Here is a 25,855-nt window from a genome sequence, read left to right as displayed (position 1 = left end):
GTGATGCGCACCATCGCCGCGTGGCGGACCCGGGCGGGGGAGTGGATCGAGTCTCCTGGCCCCCGGAATACCGTTATCGGCCTGATCGTGCTCAATGCGGCACTGTTGGGGCTGGCAACCTATGACCCGGTCATGGCGGTGGCCGGTCAGCCGGTGCTGCTCGCGGAAAACATCATCGTGGGTCTGTTCGCCTGCGAAATCGCCATCCGGCTGTTCGCCCAGGGGCCACGGTTTTTCCGAAGCGGCTGGAATGTCTTCGATTTCACGATCGTGGCAATTTCGCTGGTTCCCGCCACCGGTCCCTTCAGCATCCTGAGGGCGCTGCGCATTCTGCGGGTGTTGCGGCTGCTCTCCACGGTGAAACGCCTGCGGGTGCTGATTGATGCCCTGATCGTGGCCATTCCGAGCATCGGCTGGATCATCTTTCTGCTGGGGATGGTGTTCTATATTTTCGGCGTCATGGGCACGGAGCTCTTCGGCGAGCGTTTCCCGGAGTGGTTCGGGACGCTGGGGCGGACGCTCTACACGCTGTTCCAGGTTATGACGCTGGAGAGCTGGTCCATGGGCATTGCCCGGCCGGTCATGGACACCTATCCACTGGCCTGGATTTATTTCGTGGCGTTCATCCTGGTGACGGCTCTGACGATTTTGAACCTTTTCATCGGTCTGATTGTCAATACGATGCAATCGGCCCACTGGGAAGACGAAGAGGCCCGCCGGGCCGAGTCTGAAGCTAAGGCGCATCGGGAACGGGAAGAGATTGTGGAGTTGCTACGGCGAAACGACGAGCGACTGGCCAGTCTGGAGCGCGCCGTATCTGTGCGCGACAGGAACAACAGATGAGCGGATTAGCGGTATTGCGTTAAAGACTCAGTCTGCTATCATGCAACGCAACATAGAGATTTATCTCTCTCCTCCTCTTGGCCGGCTCTACGTCGGCTTTTTTTTGTCTTCATCTCGCGGCCCCGCTGGATTCATCCAGCAGAAACACCCGTTGCCCGCTGCAGGGATAGCGCCGCTGTCCCGGCCGGGGGGCCACGGGATGCCCACCGGTCAGGCCGCCAAAAGCCGGCAGAATCAGTCCCTGATCGGACGGCATGACGAACGCGGGTAGCCGCAGCTGGTCCCCGCCCGCCCTGAGCTTGACCACGGGATGCCAGTGACCTGCCAGCCAGGGGCCTTGGGGTGACGCCGCACCTGGAGGGTGGTGGTGAAGCCATAACCCGCCGGCTTCGAAGGGCTCCGGCTGCCAGTCAAAACAGCGTCTGAGGGCGGTGATCTGTCGATCGTGGTTGCCGAGGACCGCCACCATGGTCACGGCGGCATGCCCCGCCCGCCAATCGCTGATCGCCTGGCGCAACGCCGGGTCCCGGGCGGGACTGGCATGCACGATATCCCCCAGCAGATAGACTCGACTCGGCCGATGCTGGCGGATCAGCGCGGTCAGCCGTTCCAGGGTTGCCCGGGTGTCCCCCTCGGGAATCGCGAGGCCGGCCCGGCGGAAAACCCCGGCCTTTCCCAGGTGCAGATCCGCGACCATCAGGGCGGACCGGGATGGCCACCAGATTGCTCCCTCCGGCAGGAGTTCCAGGCTCTCCCTGCCCAGTGTTACGGACAATGAACTCATGGTCGGTCCGCTGCCTTTTCCAGCTGGCCGATCATGCGGGCCACCCGGTCTTCCCAGCTCTGGCTACTGAGCCGGTTTCGCAGTCGCTCTGCCCAAAGCGGAAAAGCCAGCGGTGTGAACCGCTCAGTCTCTGCCAGGTGAATGTCGGCCTGCTCGATGTGGCTTAGTGTCTGCCTTAGCCGATGAATCTCCAGTGCTTCCTCAAGGACCTCCCGTCGTGCCTGATCCACCAGCCGGTGATCCGGGTCATAGCGGGCAATGGTGTCGAAGATGAGCCCGCTGGACGCCTGGAGCTGCCGGGCACTTTTCCCCTGTCCGGGATAGCCTTGAAAAATCAGCCCCGCGATTCGGGCGATGTCCCGGAATTGCCGCCGAGCCAGTTCGCTGGCGTTCATGCTGCTCAACAGATCATCCACCAGCCCTTCCTGGCTCAGCAGAGGTCGCAGGTCGGTTTCCTGGAGCGCGGGCATTTCGGCGCCCAGCAGTTCGAAGCCATAGTCGTTGGCGGCAATGCTAAAGGTGGCCGGTGTCCGTTGTGCCAGCCGCCAGGCCAGCAATGTGGCCAGGCCCTCATGGGCCAACCGGCCGGCGAAGGGATAAATGAACAGATGCTCGCCCTCCCGGGATCGGGTTCTTTCCACCAGAAGGCGCCCCGGTGCCGGCAGCGCCGACCATTGCCGCTGGATCTCCAGCAGCGGTCGGAGCGCCTGCATCTCCGGCTCCCGGTATTGCCCGTCAGCCGCCTCGGCGAGCAGCTCCAGCACCCGGTCCGCCAGCATACCGGACAACGGCAGGCGGCCGCCCTGCCAGCGAGGCACCGCCTGCCGGCGCCGCCCGGCGCGTCGGACATAAGCCGTGAGATCCCGCACCCTCAGCAACTCGAGGCTGCGGCCGGCGAAGAGAAAAACGTCCCCGGGCCGGAGTCGGACAATGAAACTCTCCTCGATGGTGCCCAGGTACCCGCCCCCCTGATAGCGGACCTGCATGGCCGCATCACTGGTGATGGTGCCTATGCTCATGCGGTGCCGGGCGGCCTGGCGTCGGTCAGCGATACGGAACAGGCCCTGGTGATCGCGGGCGACCCGATGGAAGTCCGGATAGGCCTCGAGAACCGGTCCGCCGCGGGTGATGAAGGTCAGTGTCCAGTCCCAGGCCTCCTTGGAGAGATCCGCAAACGCGTGAGTGGTGCGGATCTCCTCCAGGGTCGATGGCGCTTCGAACCCGCCCCCCGTGGCCAGCGTGACCAGATGCTGGGCGAGCACATCCAGGCACAGGCGCAGTGGCCGTCGGGCCTCCACGTCGCCATCCGCCCAGGCCCGGCGGGCCGCTGCGATTTCCACTAGCTCAAGCGCGTGGCTGGGGACGCAGAGAACACCGCTGATTCCGTCCGGCTGGTGTCCGCAGCGTCCGGCACGCTGGGCAAGCCGGGCCACTCCCTTGGGGCTGCCCACCTGAATGACCCGATCCACCGGCGAGAAGTCCACTCCCAGATCCAGGCTTGAGGTGGCCACCACACAGCGAAAGTCTCCCGCGGCGAGGCCGGCTTCGATGCGTCGACGCAGCTCCCGGTCGATGGAGCCGTGGTGCAGACCCAGCCCCTCCAGCCAGTCACTCCGGGCTCGCAGGAGCGACTCGAACCAGATCTCCGCCTGGGAGCGGGTGTTGGTGAACAACAGGCAGCTGCCTGGTTGGCTCAAATGATCGATCACGCCGTCAATCAGGTGCGTGCCCAGATGGCCGGCCCAGGGGAACCGCCCGCTGGCCTCGGGCAACAGGGCCTCGATGCGAAGGGGCCGGGGTGCCGCCCCCTCGATCAGTCGCCCTTCGTCAGCGCCCGGGCCCAGCAGGGTGGCCATGGCTTCATCCAGGTTCCCCAGGGTGGCGGACAGGCCCCAGGTGCGAAGCCGGGGCTGCAGTCGTCGCAGCCGGGCCAGACAGAGTTCAAGCTGAACGCCACGCTTGCTGCCCAGCAACTCATGCCACTCATCGACGATCACGGTGGTCAGCTGTCGAAAGTAGCGATCCGCGTCCGTGTAGGAGAGCAGCAGCGAGAGGCTTTCCGGGGTGGTAATCAGTGCCTCCGGCGGATTTTTGCGCTGCCGCTGACGGGCGCTGCTAGCGGTGTCGCCGGTCCGCGTTTCCACCCGCCAGGGTAGACCCACACCCTCGGCGGCATCGCGGAGATTGCGCTGGGTGTCACCGGCCAGGGCCCGCAGCGGCGTGATCCATAGGACCCGAACGCCCGGGCGTCGGGATTTTTCCGAGCCGTTGACCTCGCCGAGGCCTTCCGCGAGCGGCCCACCCCAGGCCGCCAGGGATTTACCGGATCCGGTGGCTGAGTGGATCAGACCGCTCTCACCCCGGGCGTGAGCCTGCCAGGCGGCTTTCTGAAAGGACGCGGGTTGCCAGCCTTTGGCCGCAAACCACGCGTTGAGAGGGGTCTCGTCGATGGCGGTCATGGCAGCAACGCCCGAACCTGCTCAAGGGTGTCGGCGTCGTCGGGTCCGAGGTCTTCCCGCCAGCGGGCGATCCGCGGAAAGCGCAGGGCAATACCGGACTTGTGACGGCTGGATGGGGCGATGCCCTCGAAAGCCAGTTCGAACACCTGCCGGGGCTCCACCGAGCGCACCGGGCCGAAGCGCTCACGGGTATGGCGGCGTATCCAGCGGTCGAGCCGTCGGATCTCCGGGTCCGTCAGTCCCGAGTAGGCTTTGGCGATGGGGACCAGTTGATCACCATCCGGGACCGCGAAGCTGTAGTCGGTGTAAAGATTGGCTCGCCGCCCATGGCCGGGGTGGGCATAAATCAGGATGGCGTCCACCGTCAGCGGGCTGACTTTCCACTTCCACCAGGCGCCCCGCCGGCGGCCGACGCCATAAGGCGTCTCCCGCCCCTTGATCATGACCCCCTCGACACCCCGGGAGCGTGCCTCATCCCTTTGTGTGGCCAGCGCCTGCCAGGACGCCGCCTCCACCCGGGGCGACAGCGCCAGCGGCGGCGTCACGCCGGACAGCAGATCCTCCAGTCTGGCCCGTCGCTGATCGAGCGGCGCCTGCCGCCAGTCCTGTCCGTCGGCTTCCAGCAGGTCATAGGCCAGAAGCCGCACGGGCACCTCCTGCATGAACCGCCGGGTCACGCGTTTTCGACCCAGGCGTCGTTGCAGTTCCGAAAACGGCAGGACGGTGTCCTTCCAGGCGAGAATTTCTCCGTCAATGACGGTGTTGGGGGGCAGCTGATCGGCGGCGTCCATGAGATCGGGAAACGTCTCGCTGATCAGGGTCTCGCCCCGGGACCACAGATACGTCCCGCCATCCCGATGAATCAACTGGGCCCGGATGCCATCCCACTTCCATTCAATCTGCCAGTCTTCGACGGACCCCAGGGTTGCCTCGGGGTCACCCTCCAGGGGGTGGGCCAGAAAGAAGGGGTAGGGACGGGAGGCGTCTTCGCTCGCCGTCTGCTCGGCAAACAGGCCGGTAAAAAAGTCCGCGTCCGGCGCCCAGGCCCCCATCAGGCGGTGGGCGATCAGCGGTCGTGGATGGCCGGTGGCCTCGGCGAGAGCGCGCTCCACCAGGGTCTGGGAGACACCCACCCGGAGCGCGCCGGTCAGGAGTTTGCTGTAGAGGAAGCGTCCGGGTTCATCCAGCTCCGCCCAGGCGGCCAGCACCCGCTGACGGCGGGCGTCGTCGTCCATGTCCCGCAGGCTCAGCACGTCGTTTTCCACCCAGTGGGCGAGACTCCGATCGCTGTCGCCGCCCTCGGTGGCCGTCGCAGGTAATACCAGAGCAATGGTCTCCGCCAGATCGCCGACATGCTGGTGGGTCTCCTCCAGCAGCCAGTCAGGCAGACCGCTGGCCTCGGCCAGCCACTGACGAAGGGTCACCGGGCCGATCAGTCGCTTGATCCGCCGCCCGCTCAGAAAATACACCGCCCAGGCCCCATCCGCCGGATCGACCTGGCTGAAGTAGGCCACCAGGGCCGCCACCTTGGCGTTGGTGCCACGGGCCTGGTCGAGGCGCTGAAACAGGGCGGCGAAGGGTTTCATACCGGGCCCCCGTCGTCTTCGTCTTCACCGTAAAGGGTCGCCAGCGGCCGGGCGGTTTTGCCCTGCTCCTGCAGGTAGCGAACCAGCTCATCGGCGCGGCCGTGGGTGGTGAGGATCTGCGTCGCGCCGGTGTCGGTGAAGGTTTTGAGGAGGCCGGGCCAGTCGACGTGATCCGAGATGACGAAGCCGCGGTCATAACCTCGCCGGCGGCGATTGCCCCGGATCCGCATCCATCCCGAGGCAAAACCCAGGCTCGGATTGCTGAAGCGTCGCATCCAGGTGGACCCGGCGGCACTCGGGGGAGCAATCACCAGGCTGGTCTGATATTGCTCATCCGGCGGCGCCTTACTCACCATGCGGGTGGGGGGCAGGGGAATGCCCGCCTCCCGGTAGTCTTCGGTGAGGGGGGACACCGCGCCGTGGAGGTAAATGGGCCCCGGCCGGTCCGCCGGCAGCTGGGCGAGCACTCGCTGCGCTTTGCCGAGGGCGTAGCAGAACAGCACCGCGGTGTTGCCGGCGGCGGCGTTCTGTGTCCACCAGTCGAAGATTTCCGCCGCCACCTGATCCGGCTCCGGCCAGCGATAAACCGGCAGCGCGAAGGTGGCTTCGGTGATGAATGTGTCACAGGGTACCGGTTCAAACGGCGCGCAGGTTGGGTCCGGGTCGCGTTTGTAATCGCCGGAGGCGACCCAGACTTCGCCATCCACCTCGACACGAATCTGGGAAGAGCCGAGGATATGGCCGGCCGGATGGAAACTGACCCGGGCGGGCCCGAACCTCAGCGTCTGCCGATGGTCGACGCCGGTGGCATGAATCCGCGAACCGAGGCGGCGTCGCAGAAGCGCCAGGCCATCGCGGGCGGTCCAGTAATGGCCGTGACCGGGCCGGGCATGATCCGCATGTGCGTGGGTGATCAGCGCGCGCTCAACCGGTCGCCATGGATCAATATGGAAGTCGCCGGCGGCGCAATACAGGCCGCGTTCGGTGGGTTGGATAAGCGGTTGGCTCATCCTGTCATTGTAACTTGGCCGCATGGAGACACGGCATGGAAACCCTTAGCGAACAATCACGGGCTCTGGTGATTGGCGCCAGCGGCGCCATTGGATCCGCGCTGGTGGAGCATCTGCTGGCGCACACCCCGATCCAGGGGGTCTGGGCGGCCAGCAGTCAGCCGGCTTCAGCGCGACTGATGTCGCTCGCTGAGCGGTACGGCGACCGCTTGCGAACCCTGGAGGTCGATATCACCGAGGCCACCTCCATTCAGCGCATGGGCGAGGACCTGGCCGCCGAGGCCAAACCCCTGCATCTGCTGATCAATGCCTTCGGTTTCCTCCACGACGAGCGCGCCGGGATCTGGCCGGAAAAGCGTCTGGAGGACATCAGTCCCGAAGGACTGGAAGCCAATTTTCGCATCAACACCATGGCGCCGATGCTGATCGCCCGGCACTGCCTGGGGCTGCTGAATCACCGGGAGCGGGCGGTCTTCGCCACCCTGTCGGCGCGTGTGGGCAGCATTGGCGACAACCGTCTGGGGGGATGGTATGCCTACCGCTCCAGCAAGGCGGCCCAGAACATGTTTACCCGCGGGCTGGCCATTGAGTGTGGACGCCGGGCCCGGCGAGTGATCTGTCTCGCCCTGCATCCGGGCACCACCGACTCGGGTCTCTCCCGGCCTTTTCAGGCTCGAGTGCCGGAGAACAAACTGTTCACGCCGGCTTTCGTGGCCGAAAAGCTGCTGACGCGGATTGATCGGGCCCGACTCGAGGACTCCGGCGGTTTTTTTGCCTGGGATGGTCAGCCCATTCCCTGGTAGTGCCAGGGATCAGTTGGAACCCTCCGCGGCGCCCGCCTGGGCGGTCAGTGCTTCGGCCACCACACCGGTCAACCGACGGGCCATGGGCAGATGCAGAAACTCATTGGGGCCGTGGGCATTGGAGCCGGGCCCGAGCACGCCGGTGACCAGAAACCGTGCCGCCGGGAACTGCTCACCCAGCAGGTTCATCAACGGAATGCTGCCGCCTTCGCCCATGAAGACCGGCGGCTGATCAAACCAATTCATCGCCGCCGCTTCCAGGCTGTCCCCCAGCCAGCCTTCAAAGGCCGGTGCGTTCCAGCCGTCGGCACCACCGCCGGACTGGAAGCTCACCTCGGCTCCGTGAGGCGGGTCGGCGGTCAGTGTCTCGGCCATGACCCGGGTGGCTGTCGAGCCCGGTACCGTCGGAGGCAGTCGCAGCGAAAGGCGCAGGGTGGTGGCAGGTCGCAGCACATTGCCTGCTTCACTGAGCGGCGCGATGCCATCAACGCCGATAATTTCCAGCCAGGCCCGCCAGGTTCGGTTGAGGATCAGCTCGGCGGGGTCGGCACTGATGGCGGTGGTGCCGCCGGCCCAGGGAAATTTGCCCGCCAGCTGATCACTGATGACTCCGGCGGCCTTGGCGGCCTGTTGGCGCCGTTCCGTGGGGATTTCCGCGGCCAGGTCGGCGGGCCGGATCTCGCCGGTGGCGGGATCTTCCAGCCGATCCAGCAGGGTCCTGGCAATGCGAAAGCTCGACGGCACCACGCCGCTGGCGTCTCCGGAGTGAACCCCCTGATCGAGCACGCGGACCGTGAGATCACCCGCCGCCATGCCCCGCAGGGAGGTGGTCACCCATAACCGGTCATAATCGGCACAGCCGGAGTCCAGGCAGACCACCAGCCCCGGCGAGCCCAGGCGCGGGCCCAGATGCGCCAGGTAGGCGGGCAGATCCGGGCTACCGCTTTCCTCGGCGCATTCGATGAGTAGCATGCAACGGGGAGCCGGCGCACCGATATCATGGAGCATCCGGACCGCCTGCAGGGACGCGAACAGGGCATAACCATCGTCCGCCGCGCCCCGTCCGTACAGGCGGTCGCCTTCGCGGACCGGCGTCCACGGGCCCTTGTCGTCGTCCCAGCCACTGGCTTCCGGCTGCTTGTCCAGATGGCCATAGAGGAGCGCCTCGCCGGCGCCGGTGCCGGGCACATCCACCCACAGCAGCGGTGTCCGTCCTGGCAGCCGGATGACTTCAATTTGACTCCCCGCCGGGGCGATGCGCCGGCACCAGGCCTCGGCCAGCGCCACCGCCTCATCCAGATGACCGGTGTTCGCCCAGTCCGGATCGAAGGCCGGCGACTTGGCCGGGATGCGGATGAAAGACTCCAGCGCTGGAAGGATGTCCTCCTCCCACGCCCTGTCCACATAATCGCTGGCGCGTCGGGAGTCGATCGAGGATGCCATGCCGTCTCCGTTGAAAAGCCCGTTTGGCTGATCAGTCTGACGGCTGATCAGTGCAGAGGCCAGACCCGGGGGATGATCAGCAGAGCAGTGACCATGACCAGAAGATTCAGCGGGAGCCCGAAACGGACATAGTCCATGAATCGGTAGCCGCCGGGCCCCAGCACCATGAGGTTGGTCTGGTATCCGATGGGGGTGGTGAAAGCCGCGGAGGCCGCCACCATGATCGCCACAACGAAGGGGGTCGGGGAAACACCCAGCGCCTCTGCGCCCGCCACTGCCACCGGAAAGATGAGCACCGCGGCGGCGTTATTGGTAATCGCTTCGGTGGTGATGGAGGTCAGCAGGTAAATCCCGGCCAGAGCGATTAGCGGGTGGTCTGACGCCAGGTGAATGATCTGGTGGCCGAGCACTGCGGCAGCGCCGCTATTGTCCATCGCCTGCCCAAGGCCGATGGCGGCGCCGATCACCAATAGGACATTCCAGTTGACGCTCCGCACCGCCTCACCCAGATCCACGCAGCGGGTGAGCGTGAGCAGGACCGCGGCGACCAGCGCCGCGTTGAGCATGCTGATCCAGGGACTGGCGGCCAGCCCAACCATGCCAGCGAGAATGAGCAGTGACAGCCGGGCCTTGTGATGCTGCCGGGGCGCTGAGTCGTTCACGCCACTCACCAGATGAAAATCGCGGGCGTCGCGCTGACGCTCGACGAAACTCGGATGGGTCTCCAGCAGCAGGGTATCGCCGGGGCGCAGCACCACATCACCCAGTTTGCCGGAGAGTTGGCGGCCGCCCCGGGAAACGGCGATGACCGCCGCCTGATAGCGCTCGCGAAAACGGCCCGCCCGAATGCTTTGGCCCGCCAGGGGGCAGGCATCGGAGACCACGGCCTCCACGAGGCAGCGCTCGTTAATCGGAGTTTTCAGTCGCTCCGCGGCGCCGGCGGCCGGTTTCAGACCCCGCATTTTATGAAGGTCCACCACGGACTCGAGGACGCCAACGAACACCAGCCGGTCACCCCCCTGCAGGACTTCGTCCGGGGACACCGCCGGGATGCTGTGGCCGTCGCGCTCGATTTCCGCAAGGAACAGATCCGGCAGATGGCGGAGGCCCGCCTGGGCAATGCTTCGGCCCACCATGGGCCCGCCGGCCGCCACTTCCACCTCGACGGTATAGCGCCGTGGGTCCCGGCGCTCAGCCAGCGCCTCACGGCGGTCCGGCAGCAGCCAGGGGGTCATCAGGAGAATGTAGGCGAGCCCCACCACCACGGCGGGGATGCCCACCCAGGCCAGATCGAACAGCGCCAGCGCCGGCGTCTCACTGGTCTGGCGGAGCAGGTCGTTAACAATCAGATTGGTACTGGTGCCAATGAGCGTGCAGGTCCCGCCGAGAATGGCGGCGTAGCTCAGTGGCAAATACAGCCGGGACGCCGGCAGGCCGAGTCGTCGCGCCAGATCGTTCACCACGGGCAGGAAAAGCGCGACGATGGGCGTGTTGTTCATGAACGCGCTGAGAGCCGCCACCGGCGAGAGCAGTCGCCACTGGGCAGACCGCAGGCCCCGGGACCGGCCAAGCAGCGGTTCCACCAGCGACGCCACGGCACCCGTTCGGGTCAGCCCGGCGGCCACCACGAACAGCAGGCCAACGGTCATCAACCCGGTATTGCCGAAGCCACTGGCAGCCTGGGCGGGTGTCAACAGACCCTCAGTGCCGGTGATCGAAGCCGTGCTCATCAGCACCACCAGCCCCAGGAAAAGGGCGCCAGCCGGGGAGGCGCGACCGGAGCCCATGGCCCCGATGACCAGCGCCACGACGGCGAGGGTCAGCCACCCTTCCCAGGTCATTCCCACGGCCCGATGGCCCTCCGGCTGGATGCCTGCAGTTCGCTTTGACGTGCCCGCCGCCACCGGCCGGGCTGCTGAGCCGGCGCCGAGCCGTGGAGGATTTCGGCGAGTATTTGCAGACCCTCAAAAGGCCCGGGCCCCGGGCGGCTGAAATGCCGGTTGCCGTCCAGCAGATAGACCTCTCCGGTTTTAACGGCGGGAAGCTCCGCCCAGCCGGGTTGCCGGGTCAGTGCCGGCAGAGTGTTGCCGCCCTCCTCGAGGCCCATGCCACAGGGCAGCATGAGAATCACTTCCGGAGCATAGTCACAAACCCGGCTCCAGGGGATCACCACGGAGTGATCGCCCGGCGCTCCGAGGGTCTCACCACCGGCTTCCTCGATCATGTGGGGTATCCAGTGGCCGCCAATAAAAAGCGGATCCGGCCATTCCACCGCCAGCACCCGTGGACGGTGGCGCGGATGGCGCCGCGCCGCCCGCCGTTGCTGTTCGAGCCGGGCCGCCAGCTGTTCGCCACGCTGCGGCATACCGGCGGCGTCCGCTACCGTTCGCACGTCGCCGATCAACCCGTCCAGATCTCGGCCGTCGAGGGACAGCACGGTTGCCCCGCCAATCGCCGCCCGAGTCAGCGTCGAGGGCGTGGCGGCGCAGACGTCGCAGAGTGACTGGGATAGGATCAGGTCGGGCCGGAGGCCAGCGAGGGCTTCGGCGTCCGCCTGGAAAATCGGCTCGCCCCGCGCCAGTCGGTCCCGCACCATGGAATCGATGGCGCCGGGTTCACAGCCATGGGTGTCGAGGGCCGTCAGGCTGACCCGGGGCCGGTCCATGACCGAAGCCGGCGCGTCACATTCGGCGGACAGGCCCACCAGGTGATCCTCGAGTCCCAGCGCGGCGACGATGTCGGTGGCACCCGGCAGTAAGGAGACGATGCGTTGCGGGGTGGCGTCCTTGTCCATGGGTTCAGGCCGCAGCCGTGAATCAGCGGCGGCGTTGAGCGGCGTGGTGGCGGTCCATCCATTCCCGGCGATTCATGTGCGATTGCAGCTCGCGGCGCAATTGCTCTTCGAATGCGCGGGCTTCGAGTTCACTGTCCACCCGCTGACGCAGTTCGTCCAGGGCTTCACGACTCATTTCCGACAGTTTCAGGGGAGTTTTCACCGTTGGCATTCTCAATCGTTGAAATGCTTGGCCAGTTGCTCCAATCGGGCCTGGCGTCGGGCGGCTTCTTCATCGGCGCGTTTCTTCTGACGCTGTTCGGCCGCCCGGGCGCGCTGTTCCTCGCGGCGCGTTCTGGCCAATTCGATGGCTTCTGCGGTGACCGGTTCCACCGGATTGCCGCTCAGATCCACCCGATCACCGCCGGCGATCACGGCGTCCAGATAGGCGGGCGACCGGGTGTGAACGGCAAGACACTGACGAATCAGCCAATTCGGCGTTTTCGCCATGTCCGGGTCGTTGTCGAACGTTTCCCGCAGCGCCCGGTCAATTCCGATGGCGATTGGCCGGATGTTTTTGCGCTGCCGTCCAAAACAGTCGGGAAAACGTTTCTGCAATTCCCGGAGCAGGTCTCGGGCCCGCTCGGCGCGCTTGCGTTTCTGGTTTGGCGAATTGGCCATGCCCGATTGCCGGTCACTCTTTGCTGGACAGATTCAGCGAGGAGCATAACCCAACACCGGCAGGGTCAACAGACCCGCGCGAGGGTTGTATGATGAACGGATGAACCAGCGGTCACGAGGCGACAACCCATGAACGCGGATGCCATGATTCCCAAGGAACAGCTGATGCAGATTCTCGAGGAGTCCCCCTTCGAGCACCTCACCAGCAGTGTCCATGTAATGGATCGACAGCGCAGCAGCGGCCAGGAACTGGCGGGGGTGTCCCTGTATTCAAACGCTCGCGGCTGGACCGCACAGGTCAACTGGCGGGCGGTGATTGATGCCGACGAGATTACCCTGCGAGTCGGTGACGGCGACACCGGCGAACGGGCCTATGAACTCAGAGACGAGCACCGTTCGCGACTGTCGGTCGGCGACGAAGGCGGTTCGCCGGTCAGCGCCGATGAGCTCTCGGCGCTGGTGGCCCAGTCGGCCCTGGCCAAAAGCTGGGAAGAAGACGTGGTGGGGGTTCTCAAGGAAACCCGCGAGCGCCAGGCAACCCTGCACTGACATGGCCGAATTGCCGGAGCCGCTTGAGGAACGCTTCCGGCAGGCCGCCGCGGATTTGCCGGGGGTGGATCACGAGGCCTACCTCCAGGCGGACCGCGATCCACAGTCCCCTGTACTCGGCCTGGGTCGCCGGGAGTCCCCGGTTGCATTTTTCGGACGCGACCCGGGTCGGGACGAAGTCCGACACGGGGTGCCCTTTATCGGCGCGGGTGGCAAACAGATTCGTCGGGTCCTGCACCGGCGTCGTTTCAGTGGAGAGCTGGCGACCACCGAGCAGGCCCTCGCGGCGGGGGAGGGCTACTTCTGGGCCAACACCGTCCCCTACAAGCCCGCGGGTAACAAAGCCTGGCCGATGGCCATTAAACGCCGTTTCTGGCCGCTGGTCAGCACGGTTCTGCTGCGCTGCTGGAGCGGGTCGCAGGTGCTGACCCTGGGGCGGGAGGCGTTTTTCTGGTTCGGACTCGAGCAGTCCGCCTCGGTGCGTCAGTCCCTGAGCCATCACTGGCACTCGCCCGCCCGCTTCGAGACATCCCTGGCCATTGATTACGCTGGTCCGGAGCCGGAACTGAAGCGCCGCCTGTGGATTCATCCGCTGCCCCATCCCTCACCCCTGAACGCCACCTGGTTCAAACGCTTTCCGTCGCTCCTGGAAAGCCGTCTCGATACGCTGGAGGCCGAATGATGGAACAGAGGGGCTGGGCCGGTCATACCCGCGACGGGCTCCGCCATTGTCTGGATGAGAACGCGGTGGCGCTCCTGCCGTTGGCGGCGGTGGAGCAGCACGGGGATCACCTGCCTCTGGCCACGGACCAGATCATCGCCGACGGAGTCGTCGAAGCCGCCCTGAACCGGCTGCCCGCCGAGGTTACCTGCCTGCGCCTGCCCACGGTGGCCATTGGCGAGAGCACCGAGCATGTCAACCATGCCGGCACGCTCAGTCTTTCGTCGGCCACCTTTGAGGCCGTGCTAAGGGAAATCGGTCAGTCGGTGAGTCGTGCCGGTGCCCGCCGGCTGGTGATGTACACCAGCCATGGTGGCAATCTGGCGGCCATGGACACCGCGGCGCTGGATCTGCGGGCCCGTGAGGGCATGCTGGTGGTGAAAACCTGCCATTTTGATTTTCCGGCCATTCCCGCAATGTTTCCGGAGCGCGAGTGGCAGGAGGGGTTGCATGGCGGTGCGCTGGAAACCGCCCTGATGCTTCATCTGGCCCCGGATCGGGTCAACCGTCATCAGCTCTCTCACCGGCCGTCCATTGAGTTCGAGGCGCTGGCGGATTTTCGGTGGCTCGGCGCGGAAACCCGAGCCGCCCGGTTTGCCTGGCTGGCCGAGGATCTGCATCCGGGGGGGATTACCGGTGACGCACGACTGGCGAACCCGGAGGCCGGTGAAAAACTGCTTCTTCACTACGCGGATACCCTCGCCGGCATCATTGCAGAAACCGCGAAGTTCCCGTTATCAACCTTTGATCAGGCCTGATCTTCCGGCCGACTTTCGGTCAGCAATTCCTGCAACCAGTGCCCGGAGCGTTCTGCCTTGGCGGTGAGATAGCGGGCGTTGTGACTATTGAGTTGTCCATGGATCGCTTCCCGACCTGCAATCTCGATGCCCGACGCCTCCAGCGCCGAGACCTTGGCGGGATTATTGGTCATGAGGCGGACGCTGGCGACACCCAGGTCTTTCAGCATGGCCGCGGCGATCTCGTAGCGGCGCTCGTCTTCCCCGAATCCGAGCAGCTGGTCTGCGTCCACCGTGTCCATGCCGGTGTCCTGCAGCCCATAGGCCCGCAGCTTGTTGGCCAGGCCGATGCCCCGGCCTTCCTGGGCCAGATAGAGCAGCACCCCACCGCCTTCGGCGGCCAGCGTGGACGCCGCCTGGCGCAGCTGTTCGCCACAGTCGCAGCGCAGGGAGCCAAACAGGTCGCCGGTCAGGCAGGCGGAGTGGAGACGAAGTCCCGGCGGGCTGGGCCAGTCCTCCGGCTCGCCGATCAACACCGCGATGTGCTCGAGCAATCCGTCGGGCTCGCGATAGAGGATGAACCTTGATGTCTCCGCGCCCTCCAGTGGAACCTGAGCCTCGCTGATTCGCTCCGGTGCATTGCCTCGCCCGGTGGTGAATGCCTCGATCTCGCGGACGCTGACCGAGAGGATTTCATCGTTAGCCACCCGCGCTTCCAGATCCCCGGCATCGGGCAGGGGATCCACAACCAGCAGCGCCGGCAGCAGGCCTGCGTGGCGGGCCATGTCGATGGCGGCGGTCTCGGCCGGGGTGCCGGGTTCGGGGGGCTTGCCTTTGCCCGGGTCCTTCATCACACCAACCACCGCTTCCAGGTTCGGTGGCGCGCCGTTCTTTCGAAGCGGGATGGACAGTGCAGCCGCACTTTGCCAGGCCAACCCCATGGCCTGGGCCCGGTGGTGGGTCATCACCAGGCGGGGCATATCATCAGTGAATGCCGTCATGGCGGCCAGCCGGGCCCGGTCCAGGTTTTCCATGGCGATGATGAGGCGGTGATCGTTGTCGGCGCCGGTGACTCTCACCGGTTCTCCGCGCCTCAGGTCAATCAGTGCGCGCCGGATGCGCTGCATAGTGACTCCCTTCGCATAAGCGTGCATGAATAGACCAGACTAACCTGTAACAATTCCGTGATGAAGCGACAGAGGCGTTCCCATGGGGGCGGAGACACTGCAATCAGTCTGGATCGACCTGCTGCGCCAGTGCGGAGGTCACCACGGCAAAAGCCCGGACGACGACACCGCAACTCCACCAGACCTGTCGGGTCTCGGGCACCGGGAGGCGGCTCAGGTTCTGCGGCAACGCTACCGCCCGTTGCTGGAGCCGCGGGAGCAACGGCCGCTGGTGGTGGCCCAGCTGGGCCAGAGCCTGGATGGCCGTATTGCCACACCCACGGGTCACTCCCATTACGTCACGGGTCCGGCTGACCGAACCCATCTGCATCGGCTGCGCGCCCTGGTGGATGTCGTGGTGGTGGGCGCCGGCACCGTCGCTAAAGACGACCCGCAGCTGACGGTCAGGGCCGTGGCAGGGCGTAACCCGGCCCGCGCGGTTCTCCTGGACCGTGACGGCTTGCCAGCGGACCGGTCCATCTTCACCGACCGGGCCGCGCCGACCTGGCTGGTCAGTGCGGGCCGCCGTCAAACGCTCCCGGCAGACCGGCAGTTCGTGGCCGATCCGGCTAGCCCGTCAACGGTTCGGGATGCCCTGGCCGCAACCGGCGTACAGCGTATTCTGGTGGAAGGAGGGGCGCGGACGGTGTCCGCCTGGATCGCGCATCGCCTGGTGGATGTGCTCTACGTGACCGTGGCACCGGTTCTGATCGGCTCGGGCCCCACGGGCATCCAGTTGCCCGCCATCGACCACATGGATGAGGCCTGGCGACCGGTGGTTCAGCAGTTCGATCTTGGCGAGGACCGACTGTTCCGGCTGGATTTCAGCGTTTCGCCAGCACCATGAGCCCCGGCACGCCGCTGAGCAGCGCGATCACCCCGTAGAGCACCGCCGCGGCGACGCCCTCATGGGCCGGCAGGCCGGCGAGGGGCCACAGCAGAGCGGCCGCGCCTTCCCGCAGTCCCCACCCGGCCACGCTGAACGGGATCAGCATGGCAAACAGCACCAGCGGCACCAGGGCCCCCCAGGTCAGCAGGGAGCCGGCGGCACCCAGCGCCAGCAGGCAGCAGATATAGACGGCGATATAGCTCATCGCCACCAGAAAGGAGGCGCCCAGCTGGACGGGGAGTACGCTCCGGGCGAGGAGGCCCCGCTCCACCGCCGCCGACCACTCCTGCCTCCAACCCTGGGCGTGGTTCAGGGTCCAGCGAATGCCGCGGACCATCAGCAGCAGTCCGGCGGCCACGCCAGCACCAACCAGCAGACGCTGGGCAGCGGGAGCCTCGGAGCTGACAAACCAGGCCGTGAGTGCCAGCCCCCCCAGGGCGATCTGGCCGGAGAGCCGCTCGATCACAACGGCCTGGAAGGCCGGGCCCTGCCTTGGCAGCCCGCGGCCATGACGCCAGGCACGCTGAGCATCGCCGATGACGCCGCCGGGTACGGTCTGGTTGATGAGGGTGGCCAGAAAGTATTCACCGACGGCGCGGCTCATCTGCAGGGGTACGCTGAGCCGGCCTGCCGTGTAGCGCCAGCGCCAGGCCGAGCCCACCACCTGCAACAGACCCAGCCCCATGGCCAGCGCCAACCAGGCAGGATTCGCCTGGGCCAGTTGTGCCAGTACATCGCTGCCGAATTGCCTCGCCACCAGGGCGAGCAGCACGGCGGAAACCAGAACCCGGATCAGTCGGGACACGGCAGGGCCAGAAAATCTTCATGCCCGACCCGCAGTCGTTCCGCCGGTCCTCCCTGTCGCCGCCGTTGCAGCCAGGCATCGACGCGGTCCGCCTCATCCGGCGCCTGCTGCCGGGCGGCTTCCGCCCAACCCTCTATGAGGGCGGCCTGCAGTGGCTCGTCCCGCGGTGAAAGCTGCCAGTCGCTGGGAGCGCGCCAGATCTGAAAGCCCAACTGTTCGAACAGCGGCGCTGCACAGTCCAGTGCATCGGGCCCGAGGGCACGACCGACGGTTTTCTCGCCGCGCTGGTGGGCATTGACCTGCTCACGAATCCAGTGATCATCCGCCAGCGGGGGATCGAGAGAGAACTGACCGTTGTAGCTGATGGTGATCAGCACCGCGCAGCCCTGGCGCTGACACTGCCCGGCCAGCGTCTCGAGCCAGCGGGCGCTGACCAGATCCAGCAGTGCCGAGGCGGTGACCAGGTGGGCCCCGGCGGTGCAGTCCGCCAGCTCGGTGTTCAGGTCTGCCCGGCGAGTGGAGATCGGGATGCCTTGTTCGGTGCCGAGGGTGGCCGTGCGTCTGCGAGCCACCGCCAGCAGTTCCGGGTCGTGGTCCACCAGTTGCCAGGTTTGAGTCCCGCCGAGCCGTGGCGCCAAATAACGGCAGTTGCTGCCGGCGCCGGCCCCCAGGTCCACCACCCGGGAGCCGCCTTCGGCCTCCCACCACTCGGCGAGGCGGGCGGTGAGATTCGGATCCCGGCTGGCATGATCCGCGGCTTCTCGCAGCCCCAGCCAGTCGGCGGCAAAGTGTTCAATCATGGTGGGTGATATTCCTCAAGGCCCGCTGGAACCCCAGCGCCACTTCGTCCCAATCCTGCAGTGACCGGCGGGCCCGTCGGGCACCGGCTTCCAGCGCTGCTCGAAGCTCGTCTTCGGTCAGCACCCGGCGAATGGCCGCAGCCAGCGCTGCCGAGTCACCCACCGGAACCGTGAGGCCCGCCCCCGGTGGCAGGGTGGACGGCAGGGCACCGCCGTCGGTGGTGACCACGGGCAGGCCGCGGGCCACGGCCTCGGTGATGACCATGCCATATCCCTCGTATCGGGAGGGCAGGATAAACAGATCCGCCTGCTGATAGGCATCTTCCAGCGCCGACGGCGACAGCGCGCCCGGTGAGTGGATGCGATGGGCGAGTGCGACATCGGCGATCAGCTGCTGCAGATGTCGGTTCCAGTCGGCGTCGGCGCCGGTGGAGCCGGCCAGCGTGCACTGCCACGGGAGATCCGCAAGCCGCCCCAGGGCACTGATCAGGACATCCTGTCCCTTGCGGGGGATGAGCGATCCCACGCACAGCAGCGATGGCGGGGTATCCGGGTCGGGGGACCCACTGGCCAGTCGGCTCGGGGTGCAACCGGGGGTCACGACATGGATGTCGCCTGGGTAGAGGCCCAGGTTTTCCAGACGATCGGCGGTGAAGGCGCTGCTGGCAATGACCCCGCCAACAACCGCCAGGGCCCGTTGCTCGAGATCCCGCAACTCCGCGGCCCGGGGCAGGTCGAGACCGGTTTCATCCGTCAGTGGATGATGAACCATGGCGACCAGCCGGAGGCGTCGGGCATGATCGCCGAACACGTCGGGCAGCCCCCCCAGAGCGAGGCCGTCCACCACCACACAGGCATCATCGGGCAGCGCCGACAGGCAGTCGGTGGCGGCCTGTTCCGCTGCGAAATCGGGCCCGGGGTAGTCGCCGGCGAGCTCATGAGCCTGAACCGTCTCGCCCCGTTGCCTGAGTCCCTCGATGATCCGCCGGTCGTACTGGGTACCGCCGGTGGGACGGCCCAGTGAGCCGGGAACCAGAAAATGGATCGGGCTCACCCCTTGAGCGACCGCTCATAGGCCGCCGATGCCACATGTGACTCGTGCAGGGTGACTTTCAGCCGATCCAGGGTTTGTGCGCTCTCACCCAGGTCGCCATTGTCGATGGCCACCGCCAGGGCATCGGCGATGTGTCGCGCCAGGTATTCGGTGGTGGTGTTCACCCCTTCGAATTCCGTGAGTTCATCCAGATTGGTCAGGTTGTAGCGGGCCAGAACGGCGCGAAGGGTCTCGGTGGCCGCTGCGATGTCGATGACGACCCCGTCGGCGTCCAGACTGTCCCGGAAAAAAGTGGCATCGGTGACGTAGGTGGCTCCGTGCAGCGCCTGAGCCGGGCCGAAGGTGTCGCCGCGAAAGCTGTGGGCAATCATGAAATGGTCGCGAACATTAATGCTGTACATGGTCACTCCTGATAGCGAATGCGATGGCAAAGACCGGACCCGCCAGCAATGGACGGCATGGTGGCGGGCAGCGACGGGAAGTCGGACTCGGCGTCCACCAGCGCCGCCCATTCGGGATGGCGGGTGAGCAGTTGCAGGGCAAGATTCAGACGACGGCGGTGGTCCCAGCGCGGCCGCATGAGCGGATTGAGGCTACCCACCTGGCTGGAGCGCAGCGTCAGACGGCGGGCGTGAAAGTCCTCGCCAAGGGGGACCGTGGGTTCCCGGCTACCGAACCAGCTGAGCTCGACCACGGTGGCTTCCATGGCGGCCAGTGAAAGTGCCAGTCGCAGGCCTTCGCCATGGCCACTGGCGTGGATGATCCGGTCGAGTTCGCCCCGTGCGCTTTCCGGCGTGGCAAAGGGCACTCCAAGCGCTTCCGCCAGCGCGCCGCGCTCCAGATTGACGTCCACCAGCTGTACCTCCACACCGGGGATCCGGGTACACAGGGCCGCGGTCAGGGCACCGACCACGCCGGCGCCGATGACCGCGATACGCTCCCCGACCATGGGGCCGGCATCCCAGGTGGCGTTGATGGCCGTTTCCGTGTTGGCCGCCAGGACCGCGTTGGCGGGGTCAAGACCCTCCGGCAGCGGATGCACCGCCTCAATGGGTACCCGGTAACGCGTCTGATGCGGGTAAAGGCAGAACACCCGCTGCCCGATCCAGTCAGCGGGGCCGTCTTCCACCACGCCCACATTGCAGTAGCCGTACTTCACCGGTGCGGGGAATTCGCCTTCCTGAAACGGTGCCCGCATGGCCAGGTGCTGGCTGCCTGGCACCTGGCCGCGCCAGACCAGTGACTCGGTGCCGCGACTGATCCCGCTGTAGAGGGCGCGGACCTGCAGCGTCCCGGATTCCAGCGGGGGGAGCGTCGTTTCCCGGATCTCTCCCTGTTCGGGACCGGTTATCCAGAAGGCGTAGCTGGTGGAGGTGCTCATTGGCCGCCGGGGAACTCCCATGTCATGGTCGTGTTCACAGTGATCTGGTGCTCAGAGGCATGGAGGTTAGCATTGGTTCCGGAGTCGCCCTACGCGGGAACCACTGGCTGGATCAGGGATTGGTTGGCGGCATTCGTTGCCACTGCCGCGCTGGCGGGCGGCCTCACCGGGTTTTTTTCCCTGTCCGCGGCGGTGCCCGGGCTCGCACTGGTAACGCAGATCGGGCTGGGTCTGGCGCTATGGCAGCAGCGCGGCCGGGGCACCCGACTCACCGCCGCGGACCGGGTCACCCTGGCGCGCTCGGTCCCCATTGCCATACTGGTGGGCTTGCTGGCGGACACCTCCCTCTTCCTGGCCCAGCCCACGGTGATCTTCTCGCTGGCCGCGGTGGCGGTGCTCATGGACGGCGCGGACGGTCTGGTGGCCCGCCGCCTGGGTTGCGAAACCCGAGCCGGTGCCCGTTTCGACATGGAACTGGATGGATTCGCGCTGCTGGTACTGGCGGCCTGGGTGGCCTCGCTGGATCGCGCCGGCCCCTGGGTGCTCTTGATCGGTGCCTGGCGGTATCTGTTCATCATGGCGGGTCGGTTCCATCCACCTCTGCAACGGCCGCTGGCGTTTTCCCAGCGGCGACGCGTGATCTGCGGGCTGCAGGGCGTGGGCCTGGTGATCTGCCTGCTGCCGGGCCTGCCCCATTCCGCGACCCAGCCGCTGGCCGCTGCCCTGGTTGCACTGGTGAGTTATTCGTTCATTGTTGACCTGCTCGCCCTGGCGCGACCCCTATCAAAGACAGGAGCAAACCCATGACAGTCATGCGTCGATTCATCCTCGGGGCGGTCATCGCCACTTTCGCGGTGGCCGGCCTCAAAGCCAGCCCGGTGCTGGCCGAACCCCAGCGGTATGTGGTTGATGAAGAACACGTCAGTGTGGCCTTTCAGATCGGCCACGCCCGGTTCGCCAACCTGGTCGGTCTGTTCACCGACGTGAGCGGCGGTTTCGTCTACGACGCGGAGGCCAACGAGCTCCATAGTGGAGCCGCGGTCATCACCGCGGGCAGTGTCTTTACCGGTCATGATCGTCGGGATGGCCATGTTCGCGATGGTGATTTTCTGGATGTTCGCAATCACCCGGAGATTCGGTTCGAGGTCACCGACTACGAGGCCACCGGCAGTGACCAGGGCGTGGTGCACGGTGAAATCACCATTCTGGGCGTGACTCAGCCCCTTCGTCTGGACGCCACCATCAACCGCATTGGCCCTCATCCCATCGGCGGGGCCCAGACGCTGGGTGCCTCCATGAGCGGCAGCTTGATGCGCAGTGATTTCGGCATGGATTACGCCCTTGAGGACGAGCTGGTGGGGGACGAGGTCGAGCTCATCATCGAGTTCGAGGCCCTGTTGGACGAAGGCTGACCATGCCCGGCGCCAACGGACCGCGCATCGGCCTGGCCCTGGGGGGTGGCGCGGCCCGAGGCTGGGCCCATATCGGCGTTATTCGAGCGCTGCGTGAGGCCGGCATTCAGCCCGATGTCGTGGCCGGGACCTCGGTGGGGGCCATCGCCGGGGCCATGCTCTGCAGTGATCGACTGGATGCCTTCGAGCGCTGGGTGGTGGAGCTGACCCGACGGGACGTGGTCGGCTACATGGATTTCGCCCTCGGAGACGGCGGCTTCATCCAGGGCCGTCGGCTGCTCACGCATTTCCACAATACCTTTGGCGACCTGCGCTTCGAGGCCCTGGCCACGCCGTTGGGGGTGGTGGCCACCGACCTGTACAGCGGTCAGGAGCGATGGCTGCAGCAGGGGGACGTCGCCACGGCAGTGCGCGCTTCCATGGCGCTGCCCGGGGTCTTTACGCCCATCCAGGTCCACGGGGAGTGGCTGGTGGACGGTGGACTGGTGAATCCGGTGCCAATTTCCCTATGTCACGCCATGGGCGCGGATCGGGTGATCGCGGTCAATCTGAGCGGTGGACTGGTGGGTCGACGAATCCATCCGCCGGTGCCGACGGCGGACCACACCGAGTCGGTTCAGGAGCCCGCAGAGGATGCTCCGGTCACTTCAGCCGGCTGGCTGAGCTGGCTGACCCATGGCGTCCGAAACGGCAGTGATCTGTTGCAGGCCCAGTTCCGTCGGGGGTCCGCGGAAACCGTGCCGGGGGTTTTCGATGTCATCGCCACGTCGGTGAATGTCATGCAGGACCGCATTACCCGCAGTCGCATGGCGGGGGACCCGCCGGATCTCATGATTGCGCCGCGTCTGGCGCACATCGGGCTGATGGAGCTTCATCGGGGTGAGGAGGCCATTGATGAGGGCCGGCGGGCGGTGAAGCGCCTCGGCCCCGCCCTGGAGAGTTTTCTCGAAGACGTGGCTTCGCCGAAAGCCTAGGCGGATTCCAGCGCCGCCACCTGAGCGAGAATGGGCCAGGCCACCAGCATTTGGGCGAAACGGATGGTGGGTTGAGGATCGGCTGACGCGCAGGCGTCACCGCTGGGCGCTTCCACGCCGGCAAAGGCGCAGATTTCCTGCTCCAGGGTGGCCAGCGCCGCCGATGGCATCTGGCCGTCGACATGCAGCACATTGACCGCCCGGCCCCGAAACCGGCTGGGGACGGTGGCCAGCATGAACGGCACGGCGGATTCGCGATTCATGTTGTTCAAATCCACCGGAAAATACAGGGCCGGCTGATTGTCCGCCTGGGGGTGAACGATGACCTCGAGGTGATGACAGCTACCGCCCTCATCCGGATTCATTTCACCCAGAGCCAGCGACTCCAGCCGGCTCGGATGAATTCTCAGAATCACATCCGCGGTGTCCTGCTGCCCGGCGATCCATTCATCGTACTGAGTGGCCCGCCGCTGGATCTCCGCTTCGACGTCCTCGCTTCGATAGCCGCGCCCCCGGGTGTCCCGGGTGGTTTTCCAGTCACGCCGAATGGTGGCGTCGGTGTCCACGTAGATGGCGAAGTCCAGTAAATCCCGCATCAGCGGATACAGGGTGTGCAGCCCTTCCACCAGAATCACCGGGGTTGGCTGGTGCCACCGCGGTTCGGCAAAACACCCGGTGGCATGGTCGTAGACCGGCACCAGGGCCGGATCTCCGTTGATCAGTTGCCGGAGATGGCTGGCGGCCTCATCCAGACGATTCTGATCCGGGTCAAGCGGTGAACTGCCAGTGCGCCGCCGGGTCGCGCGATCCTCCCGGTGATAGCCATCCAGACTGATCTGGCTGACCAGGGATTCACCCAGCAGCCATTCAATGCCGCCGGTGTAAGTGGTCTTGCCGCTGCCGCTGTCCCCGGCAACACCGATAACGATCGGGCGCACGCGATCCATGAGCCGTTGCCGAAGGTGACCGGCACCGGGCAGGGGTTGCGCACTGCTGGCGGGGGAAGCTGACATGAATGTCCTTGTGGGCCTGGTGTCATGGCATAGCCCTCGCATTCTCCCCCCTTCCGGGTAGGTGTCAAACCCGCATGACGACATGGTTGCCTGCGACGGCGCCTGCCGATAACTTGATCCGTGGGCTTTCTGGAGTAATCAATGGCAATCAAAACCACCGACCTGTGCGATGAACATCCCGAGGCGCTCCGTATCATGGCGCCAATCTTCGAAAACTACGGCGGTCGCTACGGTTTTTCCGGCAGCGTAGAGACGGTGCGTACATTCGAAGACAACAGCCGGGTCCGGGAAATGCTGGAAACCCCGGGAGAGGGGCGCGTCCTGGTGGTGGATGGCGCTGGCTCTCTGCGATGCGCCCTGGTGGGCGACATGCTGGCGGCCAAGGCCCGTGACAACGGCTGGAGCGGGCTGGTGGTCTATGGCTGCGTTCGCGACGCCGGCGACCTGGCGGACCTGGATATCGGCATTAAAGCGCTCAATACCCATCCGAGCCGGAGTCAGAAAGCGGATGGCGGCGAAGTCGGTGTTCCCGTGACCATGGCCGGCGTTACCCTGACGCCGGGCGAATGGCTGTGCGCCGATCGCGACGGCATTGTGGTGGCCAGCGAACCCCTCGCATGAGCCACCGATAAGTCAAAAAAATGATCTGGAGGAGACCGCCATGCGGCGAAGTATCAAGAGTCTGATTAACGAGCGGGTCGGCGGGCTGCATGCCCTCGGTCCGGATAACACCGTTGGCGAAGCCGTTGGACTGATGAACCGGCGCAACATCGGCGCGGTTCTCGTCATGAACACCGACGAGGAGTTGCTGGGTATTTTTACCGAACGGGATGTGCTCCGCCGCGTACTCGAATCCCGACTAGATCCTGATGACACCCGTCTGGAGTCCGTGATGACCCGGGAGTTGTTTTGGGTGGCGCCGGACAGCACCGTGGACGAGGCCATGGCGCTGGTGTCGGAGCGCAATGTGCGGCACCTGCCGATCATGGATCAGGGGCGGGTTCATGGCGTGATCTCCGTGCGGGACCTCACCGCCGCGGTGGTGGAGAGCCGGGACGTGGAGCTCGCCGAATTGACCAGTTACATGCACGGCAGTTACGGGAGTCATGTGGGAAGCTGATTCAGTCCGTCTCGACCGCTGGCTATGGGCGGCCCGGTTCTTCAAAACCCGCCGCCTGGCCATCGATGCCATCCGGGGTGGCCATGTGCAGGTAGAAGGCGTGAGGGCCAAGCCCGCCCGGGCCGTCAAACCGGGGCAGCAGGTGATCGTTCGAAAGGCCGCCCAGACTTTCGAAGTCGAAGTGCTGCAGGTGTCGGATCAGCGGGGACCGGCCCGTGAGGCCGAGCAACTCTATCGGGAGACCGAAGACAGTCAGCAGCGGCGGGCCGGCCAGCGCGAGGCGGCCCGCCTTGCCGCCGCGGCCCAGCCGCGACCGGAGCATCGCCCGGAGCGACGCGACCGGCGGCAACTGGCCGCTTTCAAGCGGGGCAGCCGGGACTAGTCCGGGGTATCGATTCCCGCCTGATAACCGGCGGCTTCGATGCCGGCCACCGCGCACATCTCGTCGGCATCCGAGGTATCACCGCTGATCCCGACGGCACCAATGGCCTGGCCGTTTTCGATGACCAGCACTCCGCCGGGCACCGGGACGAAGCGCCCGTCCGAGGCCACGGCCACGCCGGCCAGAAATGCCTCACGGCCCTGATTGCGCCCGGCAATGGTGCGGCTGCCAATGCCGATGCCAAGGGCACCCCAGGCTTTGCCGGTGGCCACTTCCTCGCGGACGATGCCGCAACCATCCTCCCGCTCCATGGCAATGCGGTGCCCACCGGCGTCCAGCACCACCACCGTCAGGGGCATGAAGCCCTGTTCCCGGCCTTTTTCGCGGGCGGCCTGGATGATGGCCCGGGCGCTGTCCAGGGGAAGAGGGCAACTGAGGGGGAACACGTCGCTTTTCGGCATGGTGGAGTC

29 protein-coding genes are annotated in these 25,855 nt (G+C 66.1%); 12 read left to right on the top strand and 17 right to left on the bottom strand.

Features of this window, described 5'->3' with window-relative positions; genetic code table 11:
* Positions 1–3 precede the first annotated feature (3 nt).
* Positions 4–843 carry an ion transporter gene (locus tag GJ672_RS06950; RefSeq protein ID WP_154296507.1) on the top strand — a complete coding sequence of 280 codons (840 nt, stop codon included), beginning with the start codon at positions 4–6 and terminating at the stop codon, positions 841–843.
* 109 nt (positions 844–952) lie between these two features.
* Here GJ672_RS06950 and pdeM read toward each other — a convergent pair whose 3' ends face one another.
* Genes pdeM through GJ672_RS06930 form a run of 4 tightly spaced genes read right to left on the bottom strand, consistent with a single transcriptional unit; the run spans position 953 to position 6,682 of the window.
* On the bottom strand, positions 953–1,627 hold the full coding sequence (pdeM, locus tag GJ672_RS06945) for a ligase-associated DNA damage response endonuclease PdeM (protein ID WP_154296506.1): 675 nt from the start codon (positions 1,625–1,627) through the stop codon (positions 953–955).
* Entirely contained in the window at positions 1,624–4,086 is a 2,463-nt protein-coding gene (locus tag GJ672_RS06940; RefSeq protein WP_154296505.1) for a ligase-associated DNA damage response DEXH box helicase, read from the bottom strand. Before GJ672_RS06940 ends, pdeM begins: the two co-directional genes overlap by 4 nt.
* Complete coding sequence (locus GJ672_RS06935) at positions 4,083–5,672, bottom strand: ATP-dependent DNA ligase (RefSeq protein ID WP_154296504.1); 1,590 nt, start codon at positions 5,670–5,672, stop codon at positions 4,083–4,085. Before GJ672_RS06935 ends, GJ672_RS06940 begins: the two co-directional genes overlap by 4 nt.
* A complete protein-coding gene (locus GJ672_RS06930; protein WP_154296503.1) occupies positions 5,669–6,682 on the bottom strand; it encodes a ligase-associated DNA damage response exonuclease in 1,014 nt (337 codons plus the stop codon). Before GJ672_RS06930 ends, GJ672_RS06935 begins: the two co-directional genes overlap by 4 nt.
* 35 nt (positions 6,683–6,717) lie before the next feature.
* Here GJ672_RS06930 and GJ672_RS06925 point away from each other — a divergent pair, with 35 nt between their 5' ends.
* A complete protein-coding gene (locus GJ672_RS06925) occupies positions 6,718–7,485 on the top strand; it encodes an SDR family NAD(P)-dependent oxidoreductase (protein ID WP_154296502.1) in 768 nt (255 codons plus the stop codon).
* Between the two features lie 9 nt (positions 7,486–7,494).
* Here GJ672_RS06925 and GJ672_RS06920 read toward each other — a convergent pair whose 3' ends face one another.
* The 5 genes from GJ672_RS06920 to GJ672_RS06900 are packed head-to-tail and all read right to left on the bottom strand — an operon-like array spanning position 7,495 to position 12,382.
* Entirely contained in the window at positions 7,495–8,928 is a 1,434-nt protein-coding gene (locus GJ672_RS06920) for a M20/M25/M40 family metallo-hydrolase (RefSeq protein ID WP_195759475.1), read from the bottom strand.
* A gap of 47 nt (positions 8,929–8,975) precedes the next feature.
* On the bottom strand, positions 8,976–10,769 hold the full coding sequence (locus GJ672_RS06915) for an SLC13 family permease (protein ID WP_154296501.1): 1,794 nt from the start codon (positions 10,767–10,769) through the stop codon (positions 8,976–8,978).
* A complete protein-coding gene (locus GJ672_RS06910) occupies positions 10,766–11,722 on the bottom strand; it encodes an ABC transporter substrate-binding protein (RefSeq protein WP_154296500.1) in 957 nt (318 codons plus the stop codon). Before GJ672_RS06910 ends, GJ672_RS06915 begins: the two co-directional genes overlap by 4 nt.
* Before the next feature lie 22 nt (positions 11,723–11,744).
* Positions 11,745–11,897: a hypothetical protein gene (locus tag GJ672_RS06905; RefSeq protein ID WP_154296499.1), complete on the bottom strand. Its 153-nt coding sequence runs from the start codon at positions 11,895–11,897 to the stop codon at positions 11,745–11,747.
* A 38-nt stretch (positions 11,898–11,935) separates the two neighbouring features.
* Entirely contained in the window at positions 11,936–12,382 is a 447-nt protein-coding gene (locus GJ672_RS06900) for a ProQ/FINO family protein (RefSeq protein WP_154296498.1), read from the bottom strand.
* A gap of 129 nt (positions 12,383–12,511) precedes the next feature.
* Here GJ672_RS06900 and GJ672_RS06895 point away from each other — a divergent pair, with 129 nt between their 5' ends.
* Genes GJ672_RS06895 through GJ672_RS06885 form a run of 3 tightly spaced genes read left to right on the top strand, consistent with a single transcriptional unit; the run spans position 12,512 to position 14,410 of the window.
* Positions 12,512–12,931: a hypothetical protein gene (locus GJ672_RS06895; RefSeq protein ID WP_154296497.1), complete on the top strand. Its 420-nt coding sequence runs from the start codon at positions 12,512–12,514 to the stop codon at positions 12,929–12,931.
* A gap of 1 nt (position 12,932) precedes the next feature.
* Entirely contained in the window at positions 12,933–13,613 is a 681-nt protein-coding gene (locus GJ672_RS06890; RefSeq protein ID WP_154296496.1) for a uracil-DNA glycosylase family protein, read from the top strand.
* Positions 13,610–14,410, top strand: a complete 801-nt coding sequence (locus tag GJ672_RS06885; protein WP_229381845.1) for a creatininase family protein — start codon at positions 13,610–13,612, stop codon at positions 14,408–14,410. Before GJ672_RS06890 ends, GJ672_RS06885 begins: the two co-directional genes overlap by 4 nt.
* Here the strand turns inward: GJ672_RS06885 and ribA are convergent.
* Positions 14,401–15,516: a GTP cyclohydrolase II RibA gene (gene ribA / locus GJ672_RS06880; RefSeq protein ID WP_154296495.1), complete on the bottom strand. Its 1,116-nt coding sequence runs from the start codon at positions 15,514–15,516 to the stop codon at positions 14,401–14,403. The two genes, GJ672_RS06885 and ribA, sit on opposite strands and share 10 nt — an antisense overlap.
* 82 nt (positions 15,517–15,598) lie before the next feature.
* Here ribA and GJ672_RS06875 point away from each other — a divergent pair, with 82 nt between their 5' ends.
* Positions 15,599–16,402, top strand: a complete 804-nt coding sequence (locus tag GJ672_RS06875) for a dihydrofolate reductase family protein (RefSeq protein WP_154296494.1) — start codon at positions 15,599–15,601, stop codon at positions 16,400–16,402.
* Here GJ672_RS06875 and GJ672_RS06870 read toward each other — a convergent pair.
* From GJ672_RS06870 to GJ672_RS06850, 5 genes are read right to left on the bottom strand one after another with little or no spacing between them, the layout of a single operon-like run.
* Positions 16,380–17,249 (bottom strand): lysylphosphatidylglycerol synthase transmembrane domain-containing protein, encoded by an 870-nt coding sequence (locus tag GJ672_RS06870; protein ID WP_154296493.1) that lies wholly within the window; start codon positions 17,247–17,249, stop codon positions 16,380–16,382. The two genes, GJ672_RS06875 and GJ672_RS06870, sit on opposite strands and share 23 nt — an antisense overlap.
* Positions 17,237–18,049 (bottom strand): bifunctional 2-polyprenyl-6-hydroxyphenol methylase/3-demethylubiquinol 3-O-methyltransferase UbiG, encoded by an 813-nt coding sequence (locus GJ672_RS06865; protein ID WP_154296492.1) that lies wholly within the window; start codon positions 18,047–18,049, stop codon positions 17,237–17,239. The genes GJ672_RS06870 and GJ672_RS06865 overlap by 13 nt, the downstream gene beginning before the upstream one ends.
* The gene (locus GJ672_RS06860; RefSeq protein WP_154296491.1) at positions 18,042–19,103 is read right to left on the bottom strand and encodes a glycosyltransferase family 4 protein; all 1,062 of its coding nucleotides are present in this window, start codon (positions 19,101–19,103) and stop codon (positions 18,042–18,044) included. The genes GJ672_RS06865 and GJ672_RS06860 overlap by 8 nt, the downstream gene beginning before the upstream one ends.
* Positions 19,100–19,504, bottom strand: coding sequence for a 6-carboxytetrahydropterin synthase (locus GJ672_RS06855; protein WP_154296490.1), 405 nt, complete (start codon positions 19,502–19,504; stop codon positions 19,100–19,102). Before GJ672_RS06855 ends, GJ672_RS06860 begins: the two co-directional genes overlap by 4 nt.
* Before the next feature lie 2 nt (positions 19,505–19,506).
* Positions 19,507–20,484, bottom strand: coding sequence for a zinc-binding alcohol dehydrogenase (locus GJ672_RS06850; RefSeq protein WP_154296489.1), 978 nt, complete (start codon positions 20,482–20,484; stop codon positions 19,507–19,509).
* Between the two features lie 123 nt (positions 20,485–20,607).
* Between GJ672_RS06850 and GJ672_RS06845 the strand changes: the two genes are divergently transcribed.
* The 3 genes from GJ672_RS06845 to GJ672_RS06835 are packed head-to-tail and all read left to right on the top strand — an operon-like array spanning position 20,608 to position 22,870.
* The gene (locus tag GJ672_RS06845) at positions 20,608–21,291 is read left to right on the top strand and encodes a CDP-alcohol phosphatidyltransferase family protein (protein WP_154296488.1); all 684 of its coding nucleotides are present in this window, start codon (positions 20,608–20,610) and stop codon (positions 21,289–21,291) included.
* The gene (locus GJ672_RS06840; RefSeq protein ID WP_229381844.1) at positions 21,288–21,896 is read left to right on the top strand and encodes a YceI family protein; all 609 of its coding nucleotides are present in this window, start codon (positions 21,288–21,290) and stop codon (positions 21,894–21,896) included. Before GJ672_RS06845 ends, GJ672_RS06840 begins: the two co-directional genes overlap by 4 nt.
* A 2-nt stretch (positions 21,897–21,898) precedes the next feature.
* On the top strand, positions 21,899–22,870 hold the full coding sequence (locus GJ672_RS06835; protein WP_154296487.1) for a patatin-like phospholipase family protein: 972 nt from the start codon (positions 21,899–21,901) through the stop codon (positions 22,868–22,870).
* Here GJ672_RS06835 and GJ672_RS06830 read toward each other — a convergent pair.
* Entirely contained in the window at positions 22,867–23,883 is a 1,017-nt protein-coding gene (locus GJ672_RS06830; RefSeq protein WP_195759474.1) for a phosphoribulokinase, read from the bottom strand. The two genes, GJ672_RS06835 and GJ672_RS06830, sit on opposite strands and share 4 nt — an antisense overlap.
* A 141-nt stretch (positions 23,884–24,024) precedes the next feature.
* Between GJ672_RS06830 and rraA the strand changes: the two genes are divergently transcribed.
* From rraA to GJ672_RS06815, 3 genes are read left to right on the top strand one after another with little or no spacing between them, the layout of a single operon-like run.
* Positions 24,025–24,504 carry a ribonuclease E activity regulator RraA gene (gene rraA, locus GJ672_RS06825; RefSeq protein WP_154296485.1) on the top strand — a complete coding sequence of 160 codons (480 nt, stop codon included), beginning with the start codon at positions 24,025–24,027 and terminating at the stop codon, positions 24,502–24,504.
* Positions 24,505–24,544: 40 nt separating this feature from the next.
* A complete protein-coding gene (locus tag GJ672_RS06820) occupies positions 24,545–25,003 on the top strand; it encodes a CBS domain-containing protein (RefSeq protein WP_154296484.1) in 459 nt (152 codons plus the stop codon).
* Positions 24,990–25,385 (top strand): RNA-binding S4 domain-containing protein, encoded by a 396-nt coding sequence (locus GJ672_RS06815; protein ID WP_154296483.1) that lies wholly within the window; start codon positions 24,990–24,992, stop codon positions 25,383–25,385. Before GJ672_RS06820 ends, GJ672_RS06815 begins: the two co-directional genes overlap by 14 nt.
* Here GJ672_RS06815 and GJ672_RS06810 read toward each other — a convergent pair.
* Entirely contained in the window at positions 25,382–25,846 is a 465-nt protein-coding gene (locus tag GJ672_RS06810) for a heme-binding protein (protein WP_154296482.1), read from the bottom strand. The genes GJ672_RS06815 and GJ672_RS06810 overlap by 4 nt on opposite strands.
* Between the last annotated feature and the right edge of the window lie 9 nt (positions 25,847–25,855).

The organism is Spiribacter sp. 2438 (assembly GCF_009676705.1).
Taxonomy (GTDB): domain Bacteria; phylum Pseudomonadota; class Gammaproteobacteria; order Nitrococcales; family Nitrococcaceae; genus Spiribacter.
The sequence above is the reverse complement of the archived record's forward strand: the minus strand, read 5'-3'. Positions and strand labels throughout refer to the sequence as shown.

Bases quoted from the DNA above. Each gene is read 5' to 3' on its own strand.
- GJ672_RS06830 (WP_195759474.1), bottom strand. From the start codon at position 23,883: ATGTCAGCTTCCCCCGCCAGCAGTGCGCAACCCCTGCCCGGTGCCGGT.
- GJ672_RS06940 (WP_154296505.1), bottom strand. From the start codon at position 4,086: ATGACCGCCATCGACGAGACCCCTCTCAACGCGTGGTTTGCGGCCAAA.
- GJ672_RS06950 (WP_154296507.1), top strand. From the start codon at position 4: ATGCGCACCATCGCCGCGTGGCGGACCCGGGCGGGGGAGTGGATCGAG.
- GJ672_RS06885 (WP_229381845.1), top strand. From the start codon at position 13,610: ATGATGGAACAGAGGGGCTGGGCCGGTCATACCCGCGACGGGCTCCGC.
- GJ672_RS06855 (WP_154296490.1), bottom strand. From the start codon at position 19,504: ATGTACAGCATTAATGTTCGCGACCATTTCATGATTGCCCACAGCTTT.
- GJ672_RS06890 (WP_154296496.1), top strand. From the start codon at position 12,933: ATGGCCGAATTGCCGGAGCCGCTTGAGGAACGCTTCCGGCAGGCCGCC.
- GJ672_RS06930 (WP_154296503.1), bottom strand. From the start codon at position 6,682: ATGAGCCAACCGCTTATCCAACCCACCGAACGCGGCCTGTATTGCGCC.
- GJ672_RS06850 (WP_154296489.1), bottom strand. From the start codon at position 20,484: ATGAGCACCTCCACCAGCTACGCCTTCTGGATAACCGGTCCCGAACAG.
- GJ672_RS06815 (WP_154296483.1), top strand. From the start codon at position 24,990: ATGTGGGAAGCTGATTCAGTCCGTCTCGACCGCTGGCTATGGGCGGCC.
- rraA (WP_154296485.1), top strand. From the start codon at position 24,025: ATGGCAATCAAAACCACCGACCTGTGCGATGAACATCCCGAGGCGCTC.
- GJ672_RS06910 (WP_154296500.1), bottom strand. From the start codon at position 11,722: ATGGACAAGGACGCCACCCCGCAACGCATCGTCTCCTTACTGCCGGGT.
- GJ672_RS06905 (WP_154296499.1), bottom strand. From the start codon at position 11,897: ATGAGTCGTGAAGCCCTGGACGAACTGCGTCAGCGGGTGGACAGTGAA.
- GJ672_RS06935 (WP_154296504.1), bottom strand. From the start codon at position 5,672: ATGAAACCCTTCGCCGCCCTGTTTCAGCGCCTCGACCAGGCCCGTGGC.
- GJ672_RS06875 (WP_154296494.1), top strand. From the start codon at position 15,599: ATGGGGGCGGAGACACTGCAATCAGTCTGGATCGACCTGCTGCGCCAG.
- GJ672_RS06810 (WP_154296482.1), bottom strand. From the start codon at position 25,846: ATGCCGAAAAGCGACGTGTTCCCCCTCAGTTGCCCTCTTCCCCTGGAC.
- ribA (WP_154296495.1), bottom strand. From the start codon at position 15,516: ATGCAGCGCATCCGGCGCGCACTGATTGACCTGAGGCGCGGAGAACCG.
- GJ672_RS06900 (WP_154296498.1), bottom strand. From the start codon at position 12,382: ATGGCCAATTCGCCAAACCAGAAACGCAAGCGCGCCGAGCGGGCCCGA.
- GJ672_RS06915 (WP_154296501.1), bottom strand. From the start codon at position 10,769: ATGACCTGGGAAGGGTGGCTGACCCTCGCCGTCGTGGCGCTGGTCATC.
- pdeM (WP_154296506.1), bottom strand. From the start codon at position 1,627: ATGAGTTCATTGTCCGTAACACTGGGCAGGGAGAGCCTGGAACTCCTG.
- GJ672_RS06820 (WP_154296484.1), top strand. From the start codon at position 24,545: ATGCGGCGAAGTATCAAGAGTCTGATTAACGAGCGGGTCGGCGGGCTG.
- GJ672_RS06895 (WP_154296497.1), top strand. From the start codon at position 12,512: ATGAACGCGGATGCCATGATTCCCAAGGAACAGCTGATGCAGATTCTC.
- GJ672_RS06925 (WP_154296502.1), top strand. From the start codon at position 6,718: ATGGAAACCCTTAGCGAACAATCACGGGCTCTGGTGATTGGCGCCAGC.
- GJ672_RS06865 (WP_154296492.1), bottom strand. From the start codon at position 18,049: ATGATTGAACACTTTGCCGCCGACTGGCTGGGGCTGCGAGAAGCCGCG.
- GJ672_RS06920 (WP_195759475.1), bottom strand. From the start codon at position 8,928: ATGGCATCCTCGATCGACTCCCGACGCGCCAGCGATTATGTGGACAGG.
- GJ672_RS06840 (WP_229381844.1), top strand. From the start codon at position 21,288: ATGACAGTCATGCGTCGATTCATCCTCGGGGCGGTCATCGCCACTTTC.
- GJ672_RS06835 (WP_154296487.1), top strand. From the start codon at position 21,899: ATGCCCGGCGCCAACGGACCGCGCATCGGCCTGGCCCTGGGGGGTGGC.